Genomic DNA, 24,271 nt, shown 5'->3' with positions numbered 1-24,271 from the left:
ATGCAAGCGACCGACGCCCCCGATGACACCCGCCATCTGCAGCTCGAAGGTGCCCTGAGCATCTACACCGCAGCCGACACCAAGCTACGCCTGTGTGCCGCCCTGCAAGGCGCCATCCGCCTGCAGATCGGCCTCTCTGCGGTCGACGAATTCGACTGCGCGGGCCTGCAATTGCTGCTGGCCACCCGCGAACAGGCTCGCCGTCAGGACATCGACCTGCAGTTCAACGCCGGCAGCGCGGCCGTGATGGAGCTGCTCACCCTGAGCGCAATCGATGACCTGCTGGCAACCGAGGAGGTGCACTGATGAACCTCGACAGTGTCATCGGCACCTTCATCGCCGAAAGCCAGGAACTGCTGCAGCAGATGGAAGACGCCCTGCTGCAGATTGAACAGGCGCCAGACGACCAAGAGCTGATCAATGCCATTTTCCGCGCAGCCCATACCATCAAGGGCTCGTCCGGCTTGTTCGGTTTCGACAACATCGTCGCCTTCACCCACGTAGCGGAAAGCGTGCTCGACCGCATCCGTAGCGGCGAACTGCGTTTCGATGCCGAACTGATTGCCCTGATGCTCAAGGTGGGTGACCACCTGGCCGGACTGATCCGCCACCTGGCCAGTGGTGCAGACCTGGCAGAGCTGCCCGACAGCGTAAACGCCCACGGCCAGGAATTGGTCGCCGCACTCAGCCGCTACCTGCAACCAAACACCGCCACCACGGCTGCCACCACAAGCGCCGCCACGCCCAGCGCCCCACTCAGCGCCAGCAGCGACGGCCTTGCCAACTGGTACCTGTCATTGCGCTTCGGCCCTGACACGCTGCGCAACGGCATGGATCCGCTGGCCTTCGTCCGCTACCTGAGCACCCTCGGCCAGATTCTGCACATCGAAGTCGTACAGGATCACCTGCCCAATCTCGACGAGATGGATGCCGAAACCTGCTACCTGGGCCTGGAGCTGAGCTTTGCCAGTGACGCCCAAGCCAGCGCCATCGAAGGCGCCTTCGAGTTCGTCCGCGAAGACGGCAGCCTCCACATCCTGCCACCCGGTGCGCCACTCTCAGCCCTGCGCGAGGTACTGGAGGCCCGCGCCAACGAAGGCGCCCTACAAGTTGAACGCCTGGTGCGTTGCACAAAGGTTGATGCCGCAGCACTGGTGCCAGAAGCGAGCACCAGCGTTGCAACATCGGCGACGCAACAGGCGACCACTCCCACGCCCGACGCCAGCGATAACCGCGCCGTGGCGACCAAGGAAACACCTCGCGCCAACGCTGACACCAACTTGATCCGCGTCGATGCCGCCAAGCTCGATCAACTGATCAATCTCGTCGGCGAGCTGATCATCGCGGGCGCCAACACCCGCATGCTGGCTCAACGCAGCGGCCTGCTGGATATGTGCGAGTCCGCCGAAACCCTCTCGCGTCTGGTCGAAGAAGTGCGCGATAGCGCCCTGACCCTGCGCATGGTGCAAATCGGCGCCACCTTCAACCGCTTCCAGCGCGTGGTGCGCGACGTGTCCAAGGAGCTGGGCAAGGACATCGTCCTGCAGATCAGCGGCGGTGACACCGAACTGGACAAGACAGTGGTGGAGAAGATCGGCGATCCGCTCACCCACCTGGTGCGCAACTCCATGGACCACGGCATCGAGCCTGCCGATGTCCGCCTGGCAGCAGGCAAGTCGCTGCAAGGTGTGGTGCGCCTCAATGCCTACCACGAGGCAGGCGGCATCGTCATCGAAGTGTCCGACGACGGCGGCGGCCTCAACCCGCAGAAAATCCTCGCCAAAGCCACTCAGCGCGGCCTGATCGCCGAAGGCCAGCAGCTCAGCGACAAAGAAATTTTCAACCTGATTTTCGAACCCGGTTTCTCCACCGCCGAGCAGATCAGCAACCTCTCCGGCCGCGGCGTCGGCATGGATGTGGTCAAGCGCAACATCACCGCCCTGCGCGGCAGCGTCGAGCTGGACAGCACCCTCGGCACAGGCACCTGCGTACGCATCCGCCTACCACTGACGCTGGCCATCATCGATGGCTTTCTCATCGGTGTCGGCCAGTCCTGCTACGTGGTGCCGCTGGATATGGTCGAGGAATGCATCGAGCTACCGAGCGAGCAACTGGCCGGGCAACAGCACCTCGACCTGCGCGGCGACGTGCTGCCTTTCATCCGTCTGCGGCAGATGTTCGACGACCAGAGCACACCGCCACGCCGTGAAAACGTGGTGGTGGTCAGCTATGCAGGCGTACGTGCCGGGCTGGTGGTCGACCAGTTGCTCGGCGAGTTTCAGACCGTCATCAAACCGCTGGGCAAGGTGTTCTGCCAGGTTCCCGCGCTCAGCGGCTTCACCATCCTCGGCAGCGGCGCTGTGGCCCTGATCCTCGATATTCCGGGCCTGCTGGCCCAAGTCACGCAAAACGGCAGCATGCGTGCTGCCACTCAATCCAGCCCACTCAGGAGCACCGTGCAATGAGCCTAAGCATTCGCATTGCGGCACTCTCGGCAACCGCCATCATCGCACTACTGGCCCTGACCATTGACCTCAATAGCAGCGCCAGCCTGTCTATCGCCATCCTGGCCTGCCTGGCCGTGGCCATTCAGGGCCTACTGCTGCAACGCCTCTTGAGTCAGTACCTGGGCAGCGACCCAATGGCCTCGTTCGCGCTCGCCGCACGTCTGGCCCAAGCCGATGGCCATGGCGTCCCAACCTCCGCCACCTTGCATCAACACCTGCAACGAATCGACGGCCAACTGGGCGGGCTCGCCCAGGAGCTGCGTCGAGTCAGCGACGAACATGCCCGTGGCGACATCGATGCCGTCCTCGACACGCGCCTGCCAGGCCGCTACGGCGACATGGCGCAAGGCATCAATGCCCTGGTGGCCAGCCATATCGAGGTGAAGAAAAAAGCCATGGCCTGCGTACGCTCGATTGCCGAAGGCGACCTGCGTGCACCGCTGGAGCCATTCCCCGGCAAGAAGGCCTTCATCAACGACACCATCGAAACCCTGCGCCGCAACCTCACGGGTTTGATGAGTGAAATGCGCCATATGTCCGACGAGCACGACAAGGGCGATATCGACGTGGTCATCGATGCCAGCCGCTTCCAGGGCGCGTATACCGAAATCGCCCTAGGCATCAATGCCATGGTGGCCGGCCATATCAGCGTGAAGAAAAAGGCCATGGCCTGCGTCAAATCCATCAGCGAGGGCGATCTCAAAGCGCCGTTGGAGCAATTCCCCGGCAAGAAAGCCTTTATCAACCAGACCATCGAGACCTTGCGCAGCAACCTCACCGGCCTGATGGACGAAATGCGCCATATGTCCGAAGAGCACGACAAAGGCGATATCGACGTGGTCATCGATGCCAGCCGCTTCCAGGGCGCGTATACCGAAATCGCCCTAGGCATCAATGCCATGGTGGCCGGCCATATCAGCGTGAAGAAAAAGGCCATGGCCTGCATCAAGGCCTTCGGCGAGGGTGATCTCAAGGCATCGCTGGAGCAGTTCCCCGGCAAGAAAGCCTTTATCAACGACACCATCGAGACCTTGCGCGGCAACATTCAGGCGCTGACCGAAGACACCCAGATGCTCAGCCAGGCCGCCACCGAGGGGCGGCTCGATACACGCGCCGACGCCCAGCGCCATAAAGGTGACTTCCGCCGCATCGTCGAAGGCATCAACAGCACGCTGGAGGCCATCATCATCCCCCTCAGCGAAGGCATGAGCGTGATCGCCGGGCTGGCCGAAGGCGACCTGACCCGCAACATGAGCGGCGAGTACCAAGGGCATTTGCACGAGCTGCAACAGTCGCTCAACACCACCGTCAGCAAGCTGGGCGAGATCATCGGCCAGGTGCACCAGTCCACCAGCTCGCTGAGCAGCGCCGCCGAGGAGATTTCCGCCACGGCGCAAAGCCTTAGCCATGCGGCATCCAGCCAGGCCGCTTCGGTCGAGCAAACCAGCGCCGCCATGGAGCAGATGTCCGCCTCCATCGCACAGAACACAGAGAACGCACGCATCACCGATGGCATGGCCGGCAAAGCCTCCACCGAAGCCAGCGAGGGCGGCCAGGCCGTGCGCGATACCGTGGCGGCGATGAAAACCATCGCCGACAAAATCGGCATCGTCGACGACATCGCCTACCAGACCAACCTGCTGGCCCTCAACGCCGCCATCGAGGCTGCCCGTGCCGGTGAGCACGGCAAAGGCTTCGCCGTGGTCGCCGCCGAAGTACGCAAGTTGGCCGAACGCAGCCAGGTCGCCGCGCTGGAAATCAGCGAAGTGGCCAAAAGCAGCGTCTCTCTGGCCGAACGCGCCGGCACCCTGCTCGACCACATGCTGCCCTCGATCGCCAAGACCTCCGACCTGGTGCAGGAAATCTCCGCCGCCTCCGAAGAGCAGAGCACCGGGGTCAAACAAATCAGCGCCACCATGGGCCAGCTCAGCGATATCACCCAGCAAAACGCCGCTGCCGCCGAAGAGCTGGCCGCCACCTCAGAGGAAATGACCAGCCAATCGGTGAACCTGCAAAACCTGATGCAGTTCTTCCAATTGGCCGTACGCAACAGCGCGACCAATACCCCGGCGCGCACAACAGCACCGGCCACCCGCCTGGTGCCGCGTAGCGTCACCACGGATGACACGCAAGAGAGCGGATTCATCCGCTTCAGGGGTTAAGCCATGTCCATCGACCTTGAACTGCTCAGCAACGAAGGCCTGCAACGCCAGTACCTGACATTCCGCGTTGGCGAAGAGCTGTATGGCGTGGCCACCCGCTACGTGCGCGAAATTCTGGAGTTCGACCAGATCACCCTGGTGCCGATGATGCCAAGCCTGGTACGCGGGGTGATCAATCTGCGCGGCGCTGTCGTGCCGATCATCGACCTGGCCGAGCGCTTCGGCCATGGGCGCACCCGCCTCGGCGCCCGCACCTGCATCGTCATCGTGGAAATCCTCGACGAAGAGGAAACCCATCTGATGGGGGCACTGGTCGACGCGGTCAACGCCGTGCTGGAGATCGAGCCAAACGCCATCCGCCAAGCGCCGGCGTTTGGCAGCCGCATTCGCGCTGAATTTATCGAGGACATGGCTCGCATCGACGAACACTTCCTCACCCTGTTGCGTATGGAGCAAGTGCTGTCGATCGCGCAGATCGCCGCCATGGCTGGCCAATCTAATGACCTCCAATCCGATTTGCGCGAACGCGCTGGAGCCGGCAAATGACTATCAGCAAAAAAATGATCCTACTGGTTCTCTCAGCCTTGCTCGGCATCATCGTGCTGGCCGGCGTTGGCCAATACCAACTCAAATCCGTATTCGCCTCGGCCAACTATGGCAACGAAAACACCGTTCCCAGCCTCCTCGCCTTGCGGGCGATGGAGAGTAATTCCAAAGACCTGATCCGGCAGATGTACAAACACATCCTGACCACGGATGGCGCCGGCATGCGAATCATCGAAGAGGACATCCGCAGGACTGAGCAAAGCCTCCAAGACGCCACGGAGGAATATCGCAAGCTGCTCTCCAATGACGAGGATCAGCAATTGCTGGACAAGGTGCTGGCGACGCTGGCGCGCTTCAAGGAAGTGCAAACTGCCGTCATGAAACTCTCCGCCGAAAACCAGACCGAAGCGGCGGCCAAGATGATTCTGGATAACTCAGCCATCACTGATGACGTAGCCAAAGCCTTCGAAGCGCACGTGGACTTCAACGAGAAGCTTGGCGACCAGGCCACCGTCGAGGCCAATAACCAGTTGCAGAACGCCACCCTGACCTCCATCGGTGTGTCCGGTGTCACCCTGGTGCTGATCGCGCTGGTCGGTCTGTTCATCACCCGCAATCTGCTGCGCCAACTCGGTGGGGAACCCGCCTATGCCGCCGAAATGGTGTCGCGCATCGCCGCAGGCGATCTGACAGCCAGGGTCGAGACCAAAGCGGGCGATACAACCAGCATGCTGGCCGCGATCAAAGGCATGGTGGAGAAGCTCGCCCAGATCATCGGCGAAGTGCGCAGCAACGCCGATTCACTGTCCAGCGCCTCCGAGCAGATTTCCGCGACGGCGCAAAGCATGAGCCAAGGCGCCTCCGAGCAAGCCGCTTCGGTCGAGCAGACCAGCGCCTCCATGGAGCAGATGTCCGCCTCCATCGCGCAGAACACCGAGAACGCCAAGGTCACCGATGGCATGGCCGGTAAAGCCGCGCGTGAAGCTGACGAAGGTGGCAAGGCCGTCAAGGACACCGTGGCCGCGATGAAAACCATCGCCGACAAAATCGGCATCGTCGACGACATCGCCTACCAAACCAATCTGCTGGCCCTCAACGCCGCCATCGAAGCTGCACGTGCCGGCGAGCACGGCAAAGGCTTCGCCGTGGTCGCCGCCGAAGTGCGCAAACTGGCTGAGCGCAGCCAGATCGCCGCGCAGGAAATCAGCGAAGTGGCCAAGAACAGCGTCTCCTTGGCCGAGCGCGCCGGCACCTTGCTCGATCAGATGGTGCCATCGATCACTAAAACCTCTGACCTGGTGCAAGAGATCGCCGCCGCCTCAGAAGAGCAAAGCAGCGGTGTTGGCCAGATCAATACCGCCATGAATCAGCTCAGTGAAATCACTCAGCAGTCGGCCTCCTCCTCCGAAGAGTTGGCCGCTACCGCCGAGGAAATGAGCGGCCAAGCCGAGCAACTGCAGCAGTTGATGGACTTCTTCAAGATCGACAATGCAGCCACTCCAACGCGCCAGACCCGCCAGCAAGCGGCACGCCGTCCGCGCAGCAGTAACGACGATGCCGACGAGCTACCCAGCCTGCAGCCGACGCCCAAGGGTTTCATCCGTTTCCAACACTGATCACGCACACGCCCTCACCGGCGCAGCCGGGCACCAGGAGGTGCCCCAGGAGTGACTCATGACACGCATCACGCCAACCACTGCTGCAGACACCACTCAGCAGTACCTGACCTTCACCCTCGGCGAGGAGCTGTTTGCCGTCGGCACCCGCAGCGTGCGCGAAATCATCGAGTACGGCCGCCTCACCCCGGTGCCCATGATGCCGCCGAGCATCCTTGGGGTAATCAACCTACGCGGCGGCGTGGTGCCGATCATGGATTTGCGCCAGCGCTTCGGCCAGGGCTCAACCCAGGTTGGACGGCGCTCATGCATCGTGATTCTGGAAGTGCAGAACGAGGGCATTGATCGAGTCATCGGCATCCTCGTCGAGGCCGTCAATGCGGTGGTGGAAATCCCCCCTCAGGATATCGAGCCGCCGCCCAATTTCGGCAGCCACATTCCCACGGCCTTTCTTATCGGCATGGGCAAGCTCGACAGCCGCCTAGTCGTGCTGCTCGACATCGGCCGCGTGCTTTCGCTCGACGATCTGCGCCTGCTTGCCAGTGCAGGAGATCAGCCAACCGACGCCCTGGGCTCAACGCCACATCCCCCACACCTGTTCGACGAGCTGTACAGCCGACTGACCCAATGACTCTCGATGACTCACAAGCATCACCACCGATTCCCACCTAGCTGCAGTGCCAACGCTAGTCAGGAATCCAGCCCGAGAAGGAGCACCACGCCATGAATCTGAACATTCGCCTCGCTGCACTGAGCGCAACCGCCACCCTAGCGTTTTTCCTTCTGGCATCGGATCTGGCGAGCAATGCGACTATTGCAATCGCCATTGTCGCAGCCGTCGTCGTCGGTATTCAGGCCCTATTGCTGCAGCGCACGCTGACTCAACAACTGGGTAATGAACCCACAGCCTTGCTCAGCCTGGCCGAACAACTGGCCCGTGGTGACGCCAACCGGCTGACCCAGCAACCGGCACTGCCCGGCTCGCTACAGGAGCGTCTGCAACAGATCAGCGAGCAGGTGCACGGGCTGCATCAAAACCTTGCCCATGTCAGCGACGAACACGCTCGTGGTGACATCGACGTGATCCTCGACACGCAGCGCCCCGGCCTCTATGGCGACCTGGGCAAAGGCATCAACGCACTGGTGGCCAGCCATATCGAAGTGAAGAAAAAGGCCATGACCTGCGTGCGCTCGATCGCCGAAGGCGACCTCAAGGCACCGCTGGAAAAACTCCCCGGCAAGAAGGCCTTTATCAACGACACCATCGAGACCCTACGCGGCAACCTCACCGGCTTGATGGATGAGATGCGCCATATGTCCAACGAGCACGACAAGGGCGATATCGATGTGGTCATCGATGCCGCGCGTTTTAGCGGCAGCTACGCCGAGATCGCTCACGGCATCAACGCCATGGTGGCCGGCCATATTGCCGTGAAGAAAAAAGCCATCGCCTGCGTACAAGAGCTGGGCGCCGGTAACCTCGAAGCCCACCTGGACACCTTCCCAGGCAAAAAGGTGTTCATCAACGAAACCATTGAGCAACTGCGCGCCAACATGATCGCGCTGATCGAAGACACCAGCATGCTCAGCGAATCGGCCATGCACGGCAAACTCGATGTGCGCGCCGACGCCAGCCGCCACAAAGGCTACTACCGCAACATCGTCAACGGGTTCAACGGCACTCTGGAAGCCATCATCACCCCGCTCAATGAAGCCATGGCGGTGATCAAGGCACTGGCCGAAGGCGACCTGACCCGCAGCATGAGCGGCCAGTACAAAGGGCATCTGCACGAGCTGCAGCAATCGCTCAACACCACGGTCAGCAAGCTGGGCGAGATCATCGGCCAGGTGCACCAGTCCACCAGCTCCCTGAGCAGCGCCGCCGAGGAGATTTCCGCCACGGCGCAAAGCCTCAGCCATGCGGCATCCAGCCAGGCCGCTTCGGTCGAGCAAACCAGCGCCGCCATGGAAGAAATGTCCTCCTCCATCGCGCAGAACACCGAGAACGCCAAAATCACCGATGGCATGGCCGGCAAAGCCGCCAGCGAAGCCAGCGAGGGCGGTCAGGCAGTCAAAGAAACCGTACGCGCAATGAAAACCATCGCCGACAAAATCGGCATCGTCGACGACATCGCCTACCAGACCAACCTGCTGGCCCTCAACGCCGCCATCGAAGCCGCCCGTGCCGGTGAGCACGGCAAAGGTTTCGCCGTGGTCGCCGCCGAGGTGCGCAAGCTGGCCGAACGTAGCCAGGTTGCTGCCCAGGAAATCGGCGAGGTAGCCAAGTCCAGCGTGCAACTGGCCGAACGCGCCGGCACCCTGCTCGACCACATGCTGCCCTCGATCGCCAAGACCTCCGACCTGGTGCAGGAAATCTCCGCCGCCTCCGAAGAGCAAAGCACTGGGGTCAACCAGATCAGTGCAGCCATGAGCCAACTCAACGACATCACTCAGCAAAACGCCGCCGCCTCCGAGGAACTGGCCGCCACAGCCGAAGAAATGACCGGCCAATCGGTCAACCTGCAAAACCTGATGCAGTTCTTCCGCCTCGCCAGCCCCAGCAGCAGCCCGTTGATTTCGCGGCCTGTCAGCGTGCCCACGCAGATAACACACAGCACGTTGACCAAGCACGATGAGCAAGAGAGCGGGTTCTCCCGTTTCGGGATGTAAGCATGCCAGTGGGTCTGCCGCGCCCCCGTCTGAGATCTGGAGTCAAGCATGAGCGCCACCAGTCTGAACAATCGCGAGTTTCAGCAGTTTCGCGACATGATCTACGAGATTGCTGGTATCGCCATGGGCGAAGCCAAGCGTCAACTGATCGCCGGTCGGCTGAGCAAACGCGTGCGCCACTATGAAATGGACAGTTTTTCCGACTATTTCCAGTTGTTACTCAAGGATAAGGCCGAGTTACAGATAGCCGTCGACCTGCTGACCACGAACGAAACCTACTTCTTCCGCGAGCCCAAGCACTTCGACTTTCTGCGCGAACGCCTGCGTGATGACTTGCGCGGCGGCACGCAGCCTCTGCGCATCTGGAGCGCGGCCTGCTCCAGCGGCGAAGAGCCCTATACCCTGGCCTTGCTCCTGGCAGAAAGCCTGGGCACCCGACAATGGGAGATCCTTGCCTCGGATATCAGTACACGCATCCTCGACAAGGCCCGCGCCGGGATCTATCCCCTGGAGGACGCCGCCAACATCCCGCAGGAACTGCTGCACCGTCACTGCCTGCAAGGAACCGGGCAGAACACCGGTATGTTCACTCTGGAGCAAAACCTCAAAAAGCGAATCAACTTCCGCCAGATCAACCTCAACGGTACGCTGCCGGATGTCGGGATGTTCGACGTGATATTCCTGCGCAACGTGATGATCTATTTCGACCAACCCACCAAACGCCAAGTCGTGCAGCGCCTATGTGCACACCTGCGCCGCGGCGGTTACTTCTTCGTCAGCCACTCGGAAAGCCTCAACGGTATCAGCGACGAGCTGCAAGCCATACGTCCCTCGATCTACCGGAAACCCCATGCATAAACCCAATGGTGTCATCGAGGTTTTTCTGCAACCGGGGGATCTGTACTTCGGTGACCGTTACACGCGTATTCGCACATTGCTGGGCTCGTGCGTGTCTCTGGTGCTGTGGCACAAACACGAGTTGCTCGGTGGCATGTGCCACTACATGCTGCCGACCCGCAAGCACTGCGATGGAAAGTTCGATGGTCGTTACGCAGATGAAGCCTTGCACCTATTGATCAAGGAAATTCGCAACAGCGGCACACAAGCCAAGGACTACCGCATCAGCCTGTTCGGCGGTGGCAACATGTTCGGTAACCGAGCACAACAGCATGTCGGCCAGCAAAACGTCCACGCTGGCCTGACGCTGCTTGAAGCGCACGGCTTGCACTGCCACGCCAGGCATGCAGGCGGCGACGGCTATCGCAATCTGATTTTTGACGTATGGAGCGGGCATGTATCGCTACGCTGCCCCTCCCAACAACAAATCGCTACACGCCGCTATGAGGCGCAACCATCATGAAAAGCATCAAGGTGATGATCGTCGACGACTCCGCTGTCGTTCGCCAGGTGTTGAGTGGCAGCCTGTCCGAGCATCCGGGCATCGAGGTGATCGGTACGGCTGCCGACCCCCTGTTCGCCATGGACAAGATGCAACGCGAATGGCCGGACGTGATCGTCCTCGACGTGGAGATGCCGCGCATGGACGGCATCTCCTTCCTGAAAAAACTGATGGCCGAGCGCCCAACGCCCGTGGTGATCTGCTCGACCCTTACTGAAAAAGGCGCCGCCACCACCATGGAAGCCATGGCCGCAGGCGCCGTGGCTATCGTCACCAAACCCCAGGGCGGCCTGCGTCAGTTCCTACTGGAGGCCACCGAAGAATTGGTCAATGCCATTCGAGCCGCCTCCCAAGCCCGCCTCAAACGCCTGGCACCGGCAGCCAACACGCCAGCGCCCAAACTCAATGCCGATGTCATCCTGCCGGCCAGCAACGCCAGCGCCATGACCCGCACCACCGAACGCATCATTGCCATCGGTACCTCCACCGGCGGCACCCAGGCGCTGGAGTACATTCTCACCGCATTGCCGCGCGTGTGCCCTGGCATCGTCATCGTTCAGCACATGCCTGAACGCTTCACTGCCGCCTTCGCCGAGCGCCTCAATGGCCTGTGCCAAATCGAAGTCCGCGAAGCCAAGCACGGCGACCGGGTCATCCCTGGTCGCGCTCTGATCGCGCCCGGTGGACGCCATATGCTGCTCAAACGCAGCGGCGCGCAGTACATGGTCGAAGTGGTCGACGGCCCCCCTGTGAGCCGCCACAAACCCTCGGTCGATGTGCTGTTTCGCTCCACCGCCCGCGCGGCGGGGGCCAACGCCACCGGCATCATCATGACCGGCATGGGCGACGACGGCGCCCGCGGCCTGCGCGAAATGCACGAGGCCGGCGCCTTCACCCTCGGCCAGGACGAAGCCAGTTGCGTGGTCTACGGCATGCCCAAGGAAGCGATGAAAGTCGGCGCGGTCAGTCGGGAAATACCGCTGGAGCAGATCGCCAGTTATATCCTGCGCAGCGGCGGCTGAAACGCTCGCGGCGCATAGCCAGACCGTTAAACAGTGCCCGCCGAGCTATACGCTGGCGGGCGCCCCGCGATGGTGGCCGTCAACAGCGTGTGGCCAGGCCGCGATTCAATCCTCAACTGCCCACCCATACGCTCGATGCGTGCGCGCATGCTGCTCATGCCGATGCCTGCGCTCGCAGCCAGCACTTCGTCCACGTCGAAGCCCCGCCCGTTGTCGCTGACCCACAGAGTGAAATGAACCACGACCAGGCGCGCGCCTGGTCTACGACAGCGCACCACGCCGCCTCTCCAGCAAAGGTTTTGGCGCCAAATGGACAGGCCGCGCCTGGAGCATCAACGCCCTGGCTGGCTGGAAGATGAGCCATCACCCCGCGCAGGACGATAGCGAACAACGCCCACGCATCTGGGGCCAGATCGCTTATCGCTTCTGACGCCTCAACGCGGGCTCTCTGTCGGCTGCAACGATTTATCACCCAGCACCAAACGCCTGTAACGCGGTGCCTCTAGCTGATAATTGCCCTGACGCAGACGCTCCAACACTTGCGCGGAATCCTCGCGCAGGTGATGCACGGTCTGCACACGCCACTCCCCCTCGGCATCTCTGACGATAAAGGCGAGCCTGGCCTGCGGGCCCGTGGCATCGAGCCAGAGAACCTGCCGCTGCTCCGTATCGCTGCTGGTATCCAAACGCATATCCAGCGCCATCAAGTAGCAACCCGGTTGGCGGCAAACACTCCTGGTCACATAGAACTGCAGTAGCTCGTCGGTATTCGGCAGCTCAGCGCCTAACCACTGGGCAGTAGCGGGCAGTAACTCGGTTTCTTTGTCAGCGATCCACTCTGCCAGCGGTTGCGGTAAGTCTGCGGTTTGCCGCAGACGCTCGTAATAACGCTTGCCCACCTCACCATAACGAAACTGCAGGGCGTGCAGTGCCGACCTATCGGCGTTGCCAGCCAGCAGGCGCTGATACTGGTTCGCCGCCGTCAGCTCCAGCGGGTTGAGCACGGGTGTTTGCAACAAAATCAGCAAAACAGCCGTCGCCCATGCAATGGGCGGATTGCTTATGGACAGGCTTGCCAGCCAGGGCGACTGGCGCAATGCGGCAAACGCCAGAGCCAGCGCGTGCAGCGCACAAACGGCAGCGGCGACCACGGCAAACACCCGCGAGGGCGTAAGGCCGTATTGCCCAATGCGCAGCCACAGCGCGTACCCAGCCAAAAGCGCGAGCACAGGCGCGAGCAACAGACTCAATCCGATCAGCGCACGCAACGACCGGGCGTAAGGCGCCTCACGCGTACCGTCCTGCACAACGCCATTGATCAGCAGCAAATGGATCAACAGCAAACTCAGCAGAATTGGCGTAGCACTGCGGGTCTGCCATAACGGCTCAAGGCCGCTGAACAGGACGCCGCCGAGAAACAGCAACACGATCAGCGTGCTCAGCGGCAGCAACAAATGGCAGGCGCCCAGCAGCAGCGTGCGCAACGCCTCGATCACCTGCACACGCTCCAGCCCCAGACGCAGGCCAAGCGCAAACACCATGGGCGTGCTCAGACAAACGAATGGCTGCGAGAACAACAGCCACTTTAGAAAACCGACACCCAACATTCCGAGTAGCGCCGTACTGAGCCAAATCAGCAACCAGAACGCGCCAACCAGCAGGCCGCCAAGTAACAGCACAAACGCGTTGTTCCAAGCATGCGCGAACAACGCCTGGTAATCGAAACCCCAGCCCCGCCGACTCGGCCAAGCCTGAACGAAGGGACAGAGGATATACAGCAGCAGCGCCAGCGATAGATAAGTAGAAAAGCCCAGGCCATAGGGCGTCTCTATGCGCAAAGGGCCGCTGAACTGCCAGGCAAACCAGCCAACCAGCGCAGCGAATAGCAGCGTACAGAGCAACACCGGCAGCCAGGTGCGCGCCTGTCGCAAACGCCCCCACAGCAACTGACACAACAGACCGCCAACGAGCGTCGCCGTCACCAGCGCATACAACGCCACGCGCACCCAATGCGCCTCTGGCAGGTTCCACAGTTGCAAACAGGCCAGCCCCTGAATCAGGGCAAGCAGCAGATAGGGCAGTACCGACCTTGGCATATTGAGCATCATCCTGATAGGGAGGGGTGACTTATACCCACAGCCGCTCGCGATGGAAAGGCGCAGGCCGTCGCCCAGCGACTCTGCGCCTTTCCCCCGTAGCGTAGAGCGGCGTAGAATCGGCGCATTTCTCGCCAACCATCCTTCGGCGGGCTTGTGGGCTCAGGCCGCACGCACGTGACCCGTTGCCTGCGCGGCACCGCCGACTCGACGGCCACCTGCCGTTACATCTCGGCCAATGCTCCCACGTAACGCACATATCCAGAGACCTGATTCAGCCGCAGGAAACCGTCATGCCTGACTACCGCTCGAAGACCTCCACCCACGGCCGCAACATGGCCGGCGCCCGCGCCCTGTGGCGCGCCACCGGGATGAAGGACGAAGACTTCAAGAAACCGATCATCGCCATCGCCAACTCCTTCACCCAGTTCGTGCCCGGCCACGTGCACCTGAAGGATCTCGGCCAACTGGTCGCCCGCGAGATCGAGAAAGCTGGCGGCGTTGCCAAGGAATTCAACACCATCGCGGTCGATGACGGCATCGCCATGGGCCACGACGGCATGCTCTATTCCCTGCCGAGCCGCGAAATCATCGCCGACTCCGTGGAATACATGGTCAACGCCCACTGCGCCGACGCCATCGTCTGCATCAGCAACTGCGACAAGATCACCCCCGGCATGCTGATGGCCGCCCTGCGCCTGAACATCCCGGTGGTGTTCGTTTCCGGCGGGCCGATGGAAGCCGGCAAGACCAAGCTGGCCAGCCACGGTCTGGATCTGGTCGACGCCATGGTGGTCGCCGCTGACGACTCCTGCTCCGATGAGAAGGTCGCCGAATACGAGCGCAGCGCCTGCCCGACCTGCGGTTCGTGCTCCGGCATGTTCACCGCCAACTCGATGAACTGCCTGACCGAGGCCCTGGGCCTGTCGCTGCCGGGCAACGGCTCGACCCTGGCCACCCACAGCGACCGCGAGCAACTGTTCCTGCGCGCCGGGCGTCTGGCCGTCGAGCTGTGCCAGCGCTACTACGGCGAAGGCGATGACTCGGTACTGCCGCGCAACGTCGCCAACTTCAAGGCCTTCGAGAACGCCATGACCCTCGACATCGCCATGGGCGGTTCGACCAACACCATCCTGCACCTGCTGGCTGCCGCCCAGGAAGCCGAGATCCCGTTCGACCTGCGCGACATCGATCGCCTGTCGCGCCAGGTGCCGCAACTGTGCAAAGTGGCGCCGAACATCCAGAAGTACCACATGGAAGACGTGCACCGCGCCGGCGGCATCTTCTCCATCCTCGGCGAGCTGGCCCGTGGTGGCCTGCTGCACACCGACGTGCCGACCGTGCACAGCCCGAGCATGGCGGACGCCATCGCCCAGTGGGACATCACCCAGACCCAGGACGAAGCGGTTCACCACTTCTTCAAGGCAGGCCCGGCCGGCATCCCGACGCAGACCGCGTTCAGCCAGAGCACCCGCTGGGACAGCCTGGACGACGACCGTGAAAACGGCTGCATCCGCTCGGTCGAGCACGCCTACTCCAAGGAAGGCGGCCTGGCCGTGCTGTACGGCAACATCGCCCTGGATGGCTGCGTGGTGAAAACTGCCGGCGTCGACGAGTCGATCCACGTCTTCGAAGGCAACGCGAAGATCTTCGAAAGCCAGGACAGCGCCGTCAAAGGCATCCTCGCCGACGAAGTGAAGCCGGGCGACATCGTCATCATCCGCTACGAAGGCCCGAAAGGCGGCCCCGGCATGCAGGAAATGCTCTACCCCACCAGCTACCTGAAATCCAAGGGCCTGGGCAAACAGTGCGCCCTGCTCACCGACGGCCGCTTCTCCGGCGGCACCAGCGGCCTGTCCATCGGCCACGCCTCGCCGGAAGCTGCCGCTGGCGGCGCCATCGGCCTGGTGCAGGACGGCGACAAAGTGCTGATCGACATTCCCAACCGCAGCATCAACCTGCTGGTGTCCGATGACGAACTGGCCGCCCGCCGCGTCGAGCAGGACAAGAAAGGCTGGAAGCCAGTCGCCCCGCGCGCACGCAAGGTGTCCACCGCGCTAAAAGCCTACGCCCTGCTGGCTACCAGCGCCGACAAAGGCGCGGTACGCGATAAGAGCATGCTCGAAGGCTGATTGCTCAGTGCCGCAGTAACGAAAAGCCCGGCCATGCTTGCCGGGCTTTTTCTTGCCCGTAGGCTTTACCGGCAGCAAGCTGGCACCTGACTCATCACGGGAGGCACTCATGCGTATCGGCCTGATCGCCGACACCCACAACCTGCTGCGCCCCGAGGCGCTGGCGGCGTTACAGGGCGTCGATCATCTGATCCATGCTGGTGATATCGGCGGGCCACATATCCTGGCCGAGCTGGAGCGTATCGCGCCGTTGTCGGTGGTGCGTGGCAACAACGACCAGGACGCCTGGGCCGACGCCATCCCCGAGCGCCTGACGCTGACGTTTGGCGGCGTCACGTTGCATGTGCTGCATGATCTCAAGCAACTGGATATCGACCCGGCTGAGCAAGGCATCGACGTGGTGATCGCCGGGCACTCGCACAAGCCGCTGTACGAAGAGAGCAACGGCGCGCTCTACCTCAACCCCGGCAGCGCCGGGCCACGGCGCTTCAAGCTGCCCATCGGCGTGGGCCTCCTGCATATCGAGGATGGCCGGGCACGGGCCGAGCTGATCACGCTGCAGGTCTGAAAACCGGTAGGGTGGACGACGCTTCACCCGTCCACCGCCGAGCCCCAAGTGGTGGACAAAAACAGCGTTGTCCACCCTACGCGCTGGAATTGAAATGGTGGGCTGAAGCGGATCGCCGCCCGGCCCACCCGTTCAATCGTGCAGGGCTGTAGGGTGGGCTGCAGCCCACCAATCAAAGCACCACGCCAGCAGGGCAGATGAGAGAGCCCCATCCACCCTGCGATGACACTCGGCCTTGAAAAACGCCATGGGCGAAGCCATCTAGGCAGATACGGCCTTTCAGCGCCGACCCCATTCACGCCTGATGGAGACCCCCATGACCCTCGATGAACTCAACACCCTGCCCGGCGTGACCGCCAAGCCCGACGTCGCCACTGCCGACTTCGTCTACAACCACACCATGATCCGCGTGAAGGATCTGACCAAATCCCTGGATTTCTACACCCGCGTGCTGGGCTTCACCCTGCTGGAGAAGAAGGACTTCCCCGACGCCGAGTTCAGCCTGTACTTCCTCGCGCTGATCAATGACAAATCGCAGATCCCCACCGACCCGGCAGCCCGTCACCAGTGGCGCAAGTCCATCCCCGGCGTGCTGGAGCTGACCTACAACTACGGCACCGAGAAGGACCCGGAGTTTGCCTACCACAGCGGCAACAGCGACCCGCGCGGCTTCGGCCACCTGTGCGTGGCGGTGCCGGACATCAAGGCCGCCTGCCAGCGTTTCGAAGACCTCGGCGTGGACTTCCAGAAGCGCCTGAGCGACGGCCGCATGCGTGACATCGCCTTCATCAAGGACCCGGACGGTTACTGGGTAGAGATCATCCAGTTCACTGCCGTGAACTGATCGCGCTGCGAATGCGCCCTGTTGCAGGGCGCATCTTCACCTCAGCGCAGGTCGATAGTCAGTTGCGGCGCGCCGAACGCCGCCAGCGAACCATTGGACGCCTGCAGGTAATCGCCCCAGAACTGCTCAAGCCGCTGCAAGGTGCCGGCGGATCGATAGGCACCCTTGGCATCGCCAGCCACCAAACCGGCGCCATGCACATAGACACGGGCCCCGGCAAAGTCGGCCAGCAGATTTTTTTGCTGCACCTTGTTCAGCTCGGCCCCCGGATCGATGTCACGAATCCGGTTGTTTTTGTAGAAACTGCTGAAGTCGCTGTTTTCCAGCATGTCGGACACCAGCAGCACCACCCGCTCGCGCTGCGGGCGCTCGGCAAAATCCCCGGTGATGCTGCGCAGGCTGCCAAAAATCTCACTGCGCGCAATGTCCACACCCGGCTTGCCGAATGCGGCGACAAAGTGCTGACCGAAGGTCTTCTGGAAGAACGCGGCCTGCTGCTGCAGGCACTTGTCGAGCTGTTTAAGGCTCTGACTGCCCAGGCTGTTACGCACCTTGCCTTGCAACGGGCTGTCCAGTTGCCCGGCAAACAGCAGCTTCATGTAGTGATCCTGCAAGAACGCGGAAAACTGGTAGAGCCGCACACTGTCGCCGGGGCGCACATAACGCATGGCGCTGTCCCAGGCAGCACGCTGCAAGGCCTGCGGCATGGGCACGGTTTCGTCGATGATGACCACCAGCTCACGCCCAGACGGCGCAGGCTGGTGCTGGGTCAACTGCGCATACGGGTAGCAGGCCGGAATGTCGTTACGCTCTTGCCCATGAACCAGCGGCAATACCAACATCCCCAGCAGCGGCACAGCCCGCAGGAGGCGACGCATCAAACGCCTGCCTTGGCGCGCTTGATCGCCACCTGAACCTTCTGTTTGCTCAGCAACACCAGAGGGTCCACACCCAGCTCAGCGGCGATGCTGTTCAGCTCGCTTTCGGAATACTGGGTCAGATCGCCCAGGCTGGCGATCAGATTGGCTTGCTGCTCGGCATCCACTGGCTCAGCGGCAACCTCAGCGACCTCGGCAACCGGGGCCGCAGCCGGGGCGACAGCCGCAGCAGGGGCCGCAACGGCAGGCGGCTCAGCGCCAGCCAGAATCGCTTCACGCTCACGCTTGAGCGCCACTTCGCGGCGCAACTTGTCCAGCTCGGCCTGTTCGGCACGCTGGCTTTCCTGCAGGCGCTTGCTCTCATTCTCCGCCTGGCTGCGCGCGCGCGCCTGCTCGGCTTCGCGCACGTACAGGGCAAAGCTGCGACGGCTGCCACGGTCGGTGCTGGCGCCCAGCGCATGGCGATGCTCGATGCGCTCCTGCAGGCTGCTTAGCTGCGCCTCGGCATCACGGGCAACCTGCTCGCGCTTGAGTTCATGATGCGCGGCAAACTCGCCAGCGCTGCTGAAACCGGTGATATAGCCTGACGCCTCCTTCGATTGCGTCCCCGCAAAGGAGCGGAATACGCCAATCAGCACACCGATGATCTGCACACCGACAAAAATCACCGAGAGGATGATGAAGGTCAGCTTGTAAGCGAAGATGCGGTCGCCCGCCACTTCGCTGGCCGCACGATCATCAGCCTGTTGGCCATCGGCGGCAGCCTCTTCGGGCAGTTCGAACGGCGAGTTGCCGGCGGCGCTAAACGGCGAGGCACTGTCCTGGCTGAATGGCGAAGCATTGACCTGCTGCGTCTCCATCTCGTTGATCGTCGAGGAGCGGATCAGGTAGGCACCCACGGCAAAAATGCTGATCAGGCAGATGGCGATGATGGTCTTCCACCAGGTCGGCGTAACCATGGCGTTGTGCTGCACACGGTTGACGATGTGCAGGTATTTGGGCTGGCCATCGTCGAGGTAGGTGGCATCGAGATCGATACGGCTGTCGGATTGCAGCTTTTGCGCGTCGTTGTCGCGCTTGGCCTGCATGTGCCAGAGACGCGCCTTGCTGATCAGCCCATTCTTGTGGATTTCTGCGCCCATCAGATGGGTCGCCGGAACCAGAATGGTGCCGATCAGCAGAGAAATGACGATTGCCGAGAACTCAGCCTGGTTGGCGGAAATGTTCGTCGCGATAAACGGCGACAGCACCAGAGCGAAGATGAAAGCTTCCAGAATCACCAGAAAGATACTGGCGACCCACAGCACCATGCCGGTGGGCTTGCGGCCGCGCTCTTCGACCTTGTTCAGGTAGTTGGCGCACTTGTCATAGAAGGCCGCATCCTTGTTCACCCGCTCGTAGAAGCGGAAGTACTTGGTGCACAGCTCACGCTCGGTCTTGTACCAGGTGGTGGCACTGCCTTCTTCACGATCCTCGACCTGGGCGCGGCGCGCAGCACGGGCCACGAAGCCGAACAACGGAAAGGAGCAGGCGACGTTGAGCAGGAAATACTTGACCTCGTTCCACCAGTTCATGATCACGATGACCAGGGCCATCAGCCCCAGCAGCGGCCAGACGATGTAGCGATAGGCCGACAAGGCTGTCGATAGTGTTTCGAAGAGTTCCATCTAGCTTATTCCCCGGTTCAACCACGCACAGGCGTGTAAGTCGCGGCGAAATCTTCGCCGCCATTGTCGTAATACAGTTTGCCGTCGACGCTCTTGTCACCGGCCTTGCGCAAGACCACGTCAACGCAGGACATGGGCGTTTGCTTGCCGGGCTCGATGAACACGCGATAGAGAATGGCGTCCTCGCCCTCGTAGACGTTGGCCGACGCGGCCAGTGTGTGATTCGCCTTGCCATGGTTGCGCTCGTAATCCTCGGTCACGTAAACCTTGGGCTCACGTACCAACGTGGCGTCATCACGCAAAACCGCGACCGGCGAAAGCGTAACCAGATGGCCATTGACCAACCCGGCCCAGGCGCGGCCATTCATGCCGGGGAGGTAATCGCGCGTCGCGTGCTCCTCCAGCGGTTTGCCGGTCGCCAGGCTCTTGACCTCACCACTCAGGCGCGGGCTGTCCTGCAGGCAACTGCTCATCGGCATGTTCGCGGCGTACGCCGAGGAAATCAGGCTGAAACCTGCTTTCTTCGGCGTCATGCTCTTGGCCAAATTCCAGCTTGTCTGACTGGCAGGCTGACCGCCGAAGTCGACCAGTGCAGTAGAAACATTGGCTGGACTGCTCTTCTTCACGGGCACGTTTGGTGCCTGCGCTGGCGCACTGCGCGTGGCGACCTTGGCTGTCGCGGTGCCGTGCTCCAGGTACTTGGGATTGTTGCGCTCAGCGCGAACACGCTGGGCCAGCAACTGGGTGTCATTGAGTTCGACGATCTCGACCCGGCGGTTCTTGCCACGTAGCAATGGGTCGGCGTTGTCGGCAACCGGGCGCGAAGCACCCGCACCCTGGAAGTACATACGCTCGGCAGCAATACCCTGCTCAGCGAGAATGCTCGCCACAGCACGCGCACGCTGCTCGGAGAGTTCCTGATTGAACGCCGCTGGGCCAGTGGAATCGGTGTGCCCAACCACCAAAATGGCCGTCGTGCTGCGCTCGCCCGGCGCACCGGCAAAGGCACTGGCCAACTTGCGCACCTGGCGTTCGCCATCGACCGACAGCTTCGCACTGCCCACCGGGAACATGCCCTGATCTTCGACCTGGGCGACGATACCGGCCTCCTGCGGCGCGGCACTTGGCGTCGCCCCTTCGACCCGAAGGGTCTCCAGTTGCATCTGCAGGTTTTCTTCGCGAGCCAGTTTTTCGAGGCGATCCAGCTTGTTCTTGTACAACAGCGCCAAACCACAGCCAGCCGCCGCGCCAATCACAGCGCCGCCGATAATGGCTTCGGTGTTGCCCTTGGTTGCAGCACCCGCGGCAGCGCCGACGACAAAGCCAGCAAGGCCACCCGCCATACAGTTAATGCTCTTTGAGTGCTCGCTGGAGAACTTCTCCACGGATGCACAACCCGAGACGAGCATGCTGATGGTCAGAGCAAGAGAGGTGACACGCAGAACGCGTGCGGACGGAAGCAAAAGCGAGGACAAGAAACAAACTCCCTGAGCATGACGAAACTTCAGGGAATCCACAGGCTAGGCGTTCATCCTTGAAGCATCGAGGCGGGTAATCATTTACCCGGTTGGCAGGGAATTTGAACACACCAATAATGGCAATACAATGTCACAATAAATTCTGTATCGCCTGCCGCTCAAGCCTTCGAGCGCTACACCTCAACTCACCCCCACATAACGATCCGTGCGGTGATTGATCGCCAGCACCAAATTCAACACCAAGGCACCGAGCACCGACAGCAGCACCTTGTCCGGCGCCACGATGAATACCGCGGCCAATACAATGCAGCCGTCGATCCCCATTTGCACCCAACCCGCACGCAGGCCAAAGCGCTCCTGCACAAACAACGCCAGGATGTTCACCCCGCCCAGGCTGGCACGATGGCGGAACAGCATAAGCAAGCCCAGCCCCATCGCCGCGCCACCGAACAAGGTGGCGTAGAGGCTACTCAAGTGAGCGAAGGTGACCCAGTGTGGCGTCGCCTCGGCCAGCAGCGAAACCAACAGCACCGCGCAACCGGTGCGCAGGGTGAAGCCCCAGCCCAGGCGCCAGATACCCAGCAGGTAGAACGGCAGGTTGATCAGACAGAACAGCAATCCGAACGGCCAGCCGCCCAGGTAATTGGCAAGAAAGGCGATGCCCACGGTGCCACCGGTGATCAGCCCGGCATGGGCATAAAAAGCGATGCCCAGCGCCACCAGCGCCGTGCCGAACAACAGGGCGAGCGCGTCTTCCCACAACGGGTGACGGACGAAGATGGCGGCGACCGCACTGCGCGGCACGTCCTCGGTAGGTTGCTCAGTCATGGCGAAATCTGTATCGGCGCGTACAAAAGCAGAAGTGGTCGACACATCGCTCGACTTATGAGCGGCGCCGCTCCCACACCTCAAACACATACAAAGGCGTCTCTGCGCTGGCCGCATGTTCGACGCTGGAGGCCAAACGCCAATGCACTTCGCTGATCTCGGGGAAGAAGGCATCACCTTCGGGTTCGAGGCCAACACGGGTGAGGTATAGCCGATCTGCGCGCTCAAGCCCCAGCTCGTAAAGCTGCGCGCCGCCTATCAGCATCAGTTCTTCAGCATTTTGCTCAAAGGCCCAGGCACGTGCCCGCTCGATGGCGGCCTCAAGGCTGGCGAACACCTCTGCGCCGTCCAGGCTCAAGCCCGGCTGGCGGCTGACAACGATATTCAGCCGCCCCGGCAGCGCACGCCCCAGCGAATCCCAGGTTTTGCGCCCCATGATGATGGGCTTGCCCAAGGTCATGGCCTTGAAGTGTTTGAGATCCGCTGGCAAGTGCCAGGGGAGTTGGTTATCACGGCCAATCACGCGGTTCTGCGCGAGGGCGGCGATCAGGGCAAGGGGGAGTGTCTTGTTCATGGCGGCGAGCATAGCAGAGCGCCCCGATGACGAGCAGCTCACACGCCCGGCAACCGATCATCGATTTGTCGCAGATTCGTCATCCTCGATGAGGCAGGCTTGGCGCTTCCATAGCGCAAGGAGATGCCACGATGTTATCCAACCTGCTACGCACCAGCCTGCTCTGTGCCGGACTGTTGGGCGCCGCTCTGTCGGCGCAGGCCGATACCATACAAAGCGCCATCGACTGGGCCCAGCAACAGCCCAGCGCCAAGCCGAGCCAGACCAAGGACGCCAAAGCGCCACTGGTGATTGCCCATCGCGGCGCCAGCGGCTATGTGCCCGAACACACACTGGCCGCCTACGCCCTGGCCGTGCTGCAAGGCGCCGACTACATCGAACCGGATCTGGTGATGACCCGCGACGGCCAGTTGGTGGCCCGCCATGACAACGAGCTGGGGCTGACCACCGACGTGGCGCAGCATCACGAGTTCGCCGACCGCAAGCGCACCCAGACGGTCGACGGCGTCAGCCTGGAAGGCTGGTTCAGCGAGGACTTCACCCTGGCCGAACTGAAAACCCTGCGCGCCATCGAGCGCATCCCACAGGTACGCCCGGCCAACCAGCGCTTTGACGGCCAGTTCGAAATCCCCACCCTGCAGGAAATCATCGACCTGGTGAAAAGCCTGCAACTCAGCCAGCAGCGCGTCATCGGCCTGTACCCGGAAACCAAGCACCCCACTCACTTCCAACACCTCGGCCTGGCGATCGAAGCGCCGCTGCTGGCGGTGCTCAAGCGCAATGGTTACGACAGCGCTCAGGCGCCGGTGTATATCCAGTCCTTCGAAGTGGAAAACCTCAAGACGCTGAGCCGCCTGACCTCCATCCGCCTGATCCAACTGCTCTGGACGGACGGTCAGCCCTACGACCAGCAAGCACTTGGCACTGACCTGAGCTACGCGCAAATGATCACCCCCAAGGGTTTGCAGGCCATCGCCCGCTACGCCAGCGGTATCGGCCCGGAGAAAAGCATGATCATCCCGCGTGACGCCGCCGGTAACCTCACCACCCCCACCCATCTGGTGCGCGACGCCCATGCCGCCAAGCTCAAGGTGCATCCCTACACCTTCCGCGCCGAGAACGCCTTTCTACCCAACAACCTGCGTAGCGGCGACGTGCAGAGCGAGCGCGGCGATATCGACGCCGAACTGCGCGCCTTCCTCGCCACCGGCATCGACGGCCTGTTCATCGACCAACCGGACATCGCCGTACGTCTGCGCGAGACGCGCTGATTCGCCTCCGTAC

At 62.0% G+C, this 24,271-nt stretch carries 19 protein-coding genes and 4 pseudogenes; 16 read left to right on the top strand and 7 right to left on the bottom strand.

Translation table 11 applies throughout. The annotated features are described in order from the left end of the window. From AERO9A_RS05050 to AERO9A_RS05005, 12 genes and pseudogenes are all read left to right on the top strand, one after another. Window positions 1–306: a lipid asymmetry maintenance protein MlaB gene (locus AERO9A_RS05050; protein WP_159970837.1), complete on the top strand. Its 306-nt coding sequence runs from the start codon at window positions 1–3 to the stop codon at window positions 304–306. Continuing rightward, window positions 306–2,465, top strand: a complete 2,160-nt coding sequence (locus AERO9A_RS05045) for a chemotaxis protein CheA (RefSeq protein ID WP_159970836.1) — start codon at window positions 306–308, stop codon at window positions 2,463–2,465. Before AERO9A_RS05050 ends, AERO9A_RS05045 begins: the two co-directional genes overlap by 1 nt. Next, window positions 2,462–3,760, top strand: a pseudogene (locus AERO9A_RS22625) (methyl-accepting chemotaxis protein); the annotation flags it as partial. The gene AERO9A_RS05045 and the pseudogene AERO9A_RS22625, both read left to right, overlap by 4 nt. 63 nt (window positions 3,761–3,823) lie before the next feature. After that, window positions 3,824–4,546 (top strand): annotated as a pseudogene (locus AERO9A_RS22420) (methyl-accepting chemotaxis protein); the annotation flags it as partial. A gap of 126 nt (window positions 4,547–4,672) precedes the next feature. Next, window positions 4,673–5,215, top strand: coding sequence for a chemotaxis protein CheW (locus AERO9A_RS05035; protein ID WP_159970834.1), 543 nt, complete (start codon window positions 4,673–4,675; stop codon window positions 5,213–5,215). Beyond that, on the top strand, window positions 5,212–6,831 hold the full coding sequence (locus AERO9A_RS05030; protein ID WP_159970833.1) for a methyl-accepting chemotaxis protein: 1,620 nt from the start codon (window positions 5,212–5,214) through the stop codon (window positions 6,829–6,831). The genes AERO9A_RS05035 and AERO9A_RS05030 overlap by 4 nt, the downstream gene beginning before the upstream one ends. Before the next feature lie 58 nt (window positions 6,832–6,889). Next, on the top strand, window positions 6,890–7,462 hold the full coding sequence (locus tag AERO9A_RS05025; RefSeq protein ID WP_159970832.1) for a chemotaxis protein CheW: 573 nt from the start codon (window positions 6,890–6,892) through the stop codon (window positions 7,460–7,462). Window positions 7,463–7,554: 92 nt separating this feature from the next. Then, a pseudogene (locus tag AERO9A_RS22695) lies at window positions 7,555–8,643 on the top strand (methyl-accepting chemotaxis protein); the annotation flags it as partial. 15 nt (window positions 8,644–8,658) lie between these two features. Next, window positions 8,659–9,501, top strand: a pseudogene (locus AERO9A_RS22690) (methyl-accepting chemotaxis protein); the annotation flags it as partial. A 48-nt stretch (window positions 9,502–9,549) separates the two neighbouring features. After that, complete coding sequence (locus AERO9A_RS05015; protein ID WP_159970830.1) at window positions 9,550–10,359, top strand: protein-glutamate O-methyltransferase CheR; 810 nt, start codon at window positions 9,550–9,552, stop codon at window positions 10,357–10,359. Beyond that, window positions 10,352–10,861: a chemotaxis protein CheD gene (locus tag AERO9A_RS05010; RefSeq protein WP_159970829.1), complete on the top strand. Its 510-nt coding sequence runs from the start codon at window positions 10,352–10,354 to the stop codon at window positions 10,859–10,861. The genes AERO9A_RS05015 and AERO9A_RS05010 overlap by 8 nt, the downstream gene beginning before the upstream one ends. After that, the gene (locus AERO9A_RS05005; protein WP_159970828.1) at window positions 10,858–11,922 is read left to right on the top strand and encodes a chemotaxis response regulator protein-glutamate methylesterase; all 1,065 of its coding nucleotides are present in this window, start codon (window positions 10,858–10,860) and stop codon (window positions 11,920–11,922) included. Before AERO9A_RS05010 ends, AERO9A_RS05005 begins: the two co-directional genes overlap by 4 nt. Before the next feature lie 26 nt (window positions 11,923–11,948). On the opposite strand, the gene AERO9A_RS05000 is transcribed toward AERO9A_RS05005, so the two are convergent. Together AERO9A_RS05000 and AERO9A_RS04995 are read right to left on the bottom strand one after the other, a co-directional pair. Further along, window positions 11,949–12,200 (bottom strand): ATP-binding protein, encoded by a 252-nt coding sequence (locus AERO9A_RS05000; protein ID WP_159970827.1) that lies wholly within the window; start codon window positions 12,198–12,200, stop codon window positions 11,949–11,951. 156 nt (window positions 12,201–12,356) lie between these two features. Then, window positions 12,357–14,018, bottom strand: coding sequence for a DUF4153 domain-containing protein (locus tag AERO9A_RS04995; RefSeq protein WP_159970826.1), 1,662 nt, complete (start codon window positions 14,016–14,018; stop codon window positions 12,357–12,359). Between the two features lie 293 nt (window positions 14,019–14,311). Between AERO9A_RS04995 and ilvD the strand changes: the two genes are divergently transcribed. The 3 genes from ilvD to gloA all read left to right on the top strand — a co-directional run bounded on the left by ilvD (window position 14,312) and on the right by gloA (window position 17,562). Beyond that, window positions 14,312–16,150 carry a dihydroxy-acid dehydratase gene (gene ilvD / locus AERO9A_RS04990; protein WP_159970825.1) on the top strand — a complete coding sequence of 613 codons (1,839 nt, stop codon included), beginning with the start codon at window positions 14,312–14,314 and terminating at the stop codon, window positions 16,148–16,150. Window positions 16,151–16,259: 109 nt separating this feature from the next. After that, the gene (locus AERO9A_RS04985; RefSeq protein ID WP_159970824.1) at window positions 16,260–16,718 is read left to right on the top strand and encodes a metallophosphoesterase family protein; all 459 of its coding nucleotides are present in this window, start codon (window positions 16,260–16,262) and stop codon (window positions 16,716–16,718) included. Window positions 16,719–17,034: 316 nt separating this feature from the next. Beyond that, window positions 17,035–17,562 (top strand): lactoylglutathione lyase, encoded by a 528-nt coding sequence (gene gloA, locus AERO9A_RS04980; RefSeq protein WP_159970823.1) that lies wholly within the window; start codon window positions 17,035–17,037, stop codon window positions 17,560–17,562. A gap of 41 nt (window positions 17,563–17,603) precedes the next feature. Here gloA and AERO9A_RS04975 read toward each other — a convergent pair whose 3' ends face one another. The 5 genes from AERO9A_RS04975 to AERO9A_RS04955 all read right to left on the bottom strand — a co-directional run bounded on the left by AERO9A_RS04975 (window position 17,604) and on the right by AERO9A_RS04955 (window position 22,987). Further along, window positions 17,604–18,440 carry a hypothetical protein gene (locus AERO9A_RS04975; RefSeq protein WP_256665865.1) on the bottom strand — a complete coding sequence of 279 codons (837 nt, stop codon included), beginning with the start codon at window positions 18,438–18,440 and terminating at the stop codon, window positions 17,604–17,606. Beyond that, entirely contained in the window at window positions 18,440–20,107 is a 1,668-nt protein-coding gene (locus tag AERO9A_RS04970; RefSeq protein ID WP_159970822.1) for a hypothetical protein, read from the bottom strand. Before AERO9A_RS04970 ends, AERO9A_RS04975 begins: the two co-directional genes overlap by 1 nt. 17 nt (window positions 20,108–20,124) lie before the next feature. Beyond that, on the bottom strand, window positions 20,125–21,450 hold the full coding sequence (locus tag AERO9A_RS04965) for an OmpA family protein (RefSeq protein ID WP_159970821.1): 1,326 nt from the start codon (window positions 21,448–21,450) through the stop codon (window positions 20,125–20,127). 315 nt (window positions 21,451–21,765) lie between these two features. Further along, complete coding sequence (locus AERO9A_RS04960; RefSeq protein ID WP_159970820.1) at window positions 21,766–22,413, bottom strand: YitT family protein; 648 nt, start codon at window positions 22,411–22,413, stop codon at window positions 21,766–21,768. 55 nt (window positions 22,414–22,468) lie between these two features. After that, window positions 22,469–22,987, bottom strand: coding sequence for a dihydrofolate reductase (locus AERO9A_RS04955; RefSeq protein WP_256665864.1), 519 nt, complete (start codon window positions 22,985–22,987; stop codon window positions 22,469–22,471). Window positions 22,988–23,118: 131 nt separating this feature from the next. On the opposite strand from AERO9A_RS04955, the gene AERO9A_RS04950 reads away from it, so the two are divergent. Continuing rightward, window positions 23,119–24,258, top strand: a complete 1,140-nt coding sequence (locus AERO9A_RS04950; protein WP_159970818.1) for a glycerophosphodiester phosphodiesterase — start codon at window positions 23,119–23,121, stop codon at window positions 24,256–24,258. The last annotated feature ends 13 nt before the right edge of the window (window positions 24,259–24,271 follow it).

This window comes from Pseudomonas sp. 8Z, assembly GCF_902506535.1.
In the GTDB taxonomy this organism is placed as follows: Bacteria; Pseudomonadota; Gammaproteobacteria; order Pseudomonadales; family Pseudomonadaceae; genus Aquipseudomonas.
This window is presented reverse-complemented; position numbering and strand designations above follow the sequence as displayed.

What these genes read in the sequence shown, in the direction of transcription:
- AERO9A_RS05045 (WP_159970836.1), top strand. Translation starts at nt 306, where the DNA reads ATGAACCTCGACAGTGTCATCGGCACCTTCATCGCCGAAAGCCAGGAA.
- AERO9A_RS05005 (WP_159970828.1), top strand. Translation starts at nt 10,858, where the DNA reads ATGAAAAGCATCAAGGTGATGATCGTCGACGACTCCGCTGTCGTTCGC.
- AERO9A_RS05035 (WP_159970834.1), top strand. Translation starts at nt 4,673, where the DNA reads ATGTCCATCGACCTTGAACTGCTCAGCAACGAAGGCCTGCAACGCCAG.
- AERO9A_RS05010 (WP_159970829.1), top strand. Translation starts at nt 10,352, where the DNA reads ATGCATAAACCCAATGGTGTCATCGAGGTTTTTCTGCAACCGGGGGAT.
- AERO9A_RS04985 (WP_159970824.1), top strand. Translation starts at nt 16,260, where the DNA reads ATGCGTATCGGCCTGATCGCCGACACCCACAACCTGCTGCGCCCCGAG.
- gloA (WP_159970823.1), top strand. Translation starts at nt 17,035, where the DNA reads ATGACCCTCGATGAACTCAACACCCTGCCCGGCGTGACCGCCAAGCCC.
- AERO9A_RS05015 (WP_159970830.1), top strand. Translation starts at nt 9,550, where the DNA reads ATGAGCGCCACCAGTCTGAACAATCGCGAGTTTCAGCAGTTTCGCGAC.
- AERO9A_RS05050 (WP_159970837.1), top strand. Translation starts at nt 1, where the DNA reads ATGCAAGCGACCGACGCCCCCGATGACACCCGCCATCTGCAGCTCGAA.
- AERO9A_RS04965 (WP_159970821.1), bottom strand. Translation starts at nt 21,450, where the DNA reads ATGGCGGGTGGCCTTGCTGGCTTTGTCGTCGGCGCTGCCGCGGGTGCT.
- AERO9A_RS04950 (WP_159970818.1), top strand. Translation starts at nt 23,119, where the DNA reads ATGTTATCCAACCTGCTACGCACCAGCCTGCTCTGTGCCGGACTGTTG.
- AERO9A_RS04955 (WP_256665864.1), bottom strand. Translation starts at nt 22,987, where the DNA reads ATGAACAAGACACTCCCCCTTGCCCTGATCGCCGCCCTCGCGCAGAAC.
- AERO9A_RS04995 (WP_159970826.1), bottom strand. Translation starts at nt 14,018, where the DNA reads ATGCCAAGGTCGGTACTGCCCTATCTGCTGCTTGCCCTGATTCAGGGG.
- ilvD (WP_159970825.1), top strand. Translation starts at nt 14,312, where the DNA reads ATGCCTGACTACCGCTCGAAGACCTCCACCCACGGCCGCAACATGGCC.
- AERO9A_RS05030 (WP_159970833.1), top strand. Translation starts at nt 5,212, where the DNA reads ATGACTATCAGCAAAAAAATGATCCTACTGGTTCTCTCAGCCTTGCTC.
- AERO9A_RS05025 (WP_159970832.1), top strand. Translation starts at nt 6,890, where the DNA reads ATGACACGCATCACGCCAACCACTGCTGCAGACACCACTCAGCAGTAC.
- AERO9A_RS04960 (WP_159970820.1), bottom strand. Translation starts at nt 22,413, where the DNA reads ATGACTGAGCAACCTACCGAGGACGTGCCGCGCAGTGCGGTCGCCGCC.
- AERO9A_RS04975 (WP_256665865.1), bottom strand. Translation starts at nt 18,440, where the DNA reads ATGCGTCGCCTCCTGCGGGCTGTGCCGCTGCTGGGGATGTTGGTATTG.
- AERO9A_RS04970 (WP_159970822.1), bottom strand. Translation starts at nt 20,107, where the DNA reads ATGGAACTCTTCGAAACACTATCGACAGCCTTGTCGGCCTATCGCTAC.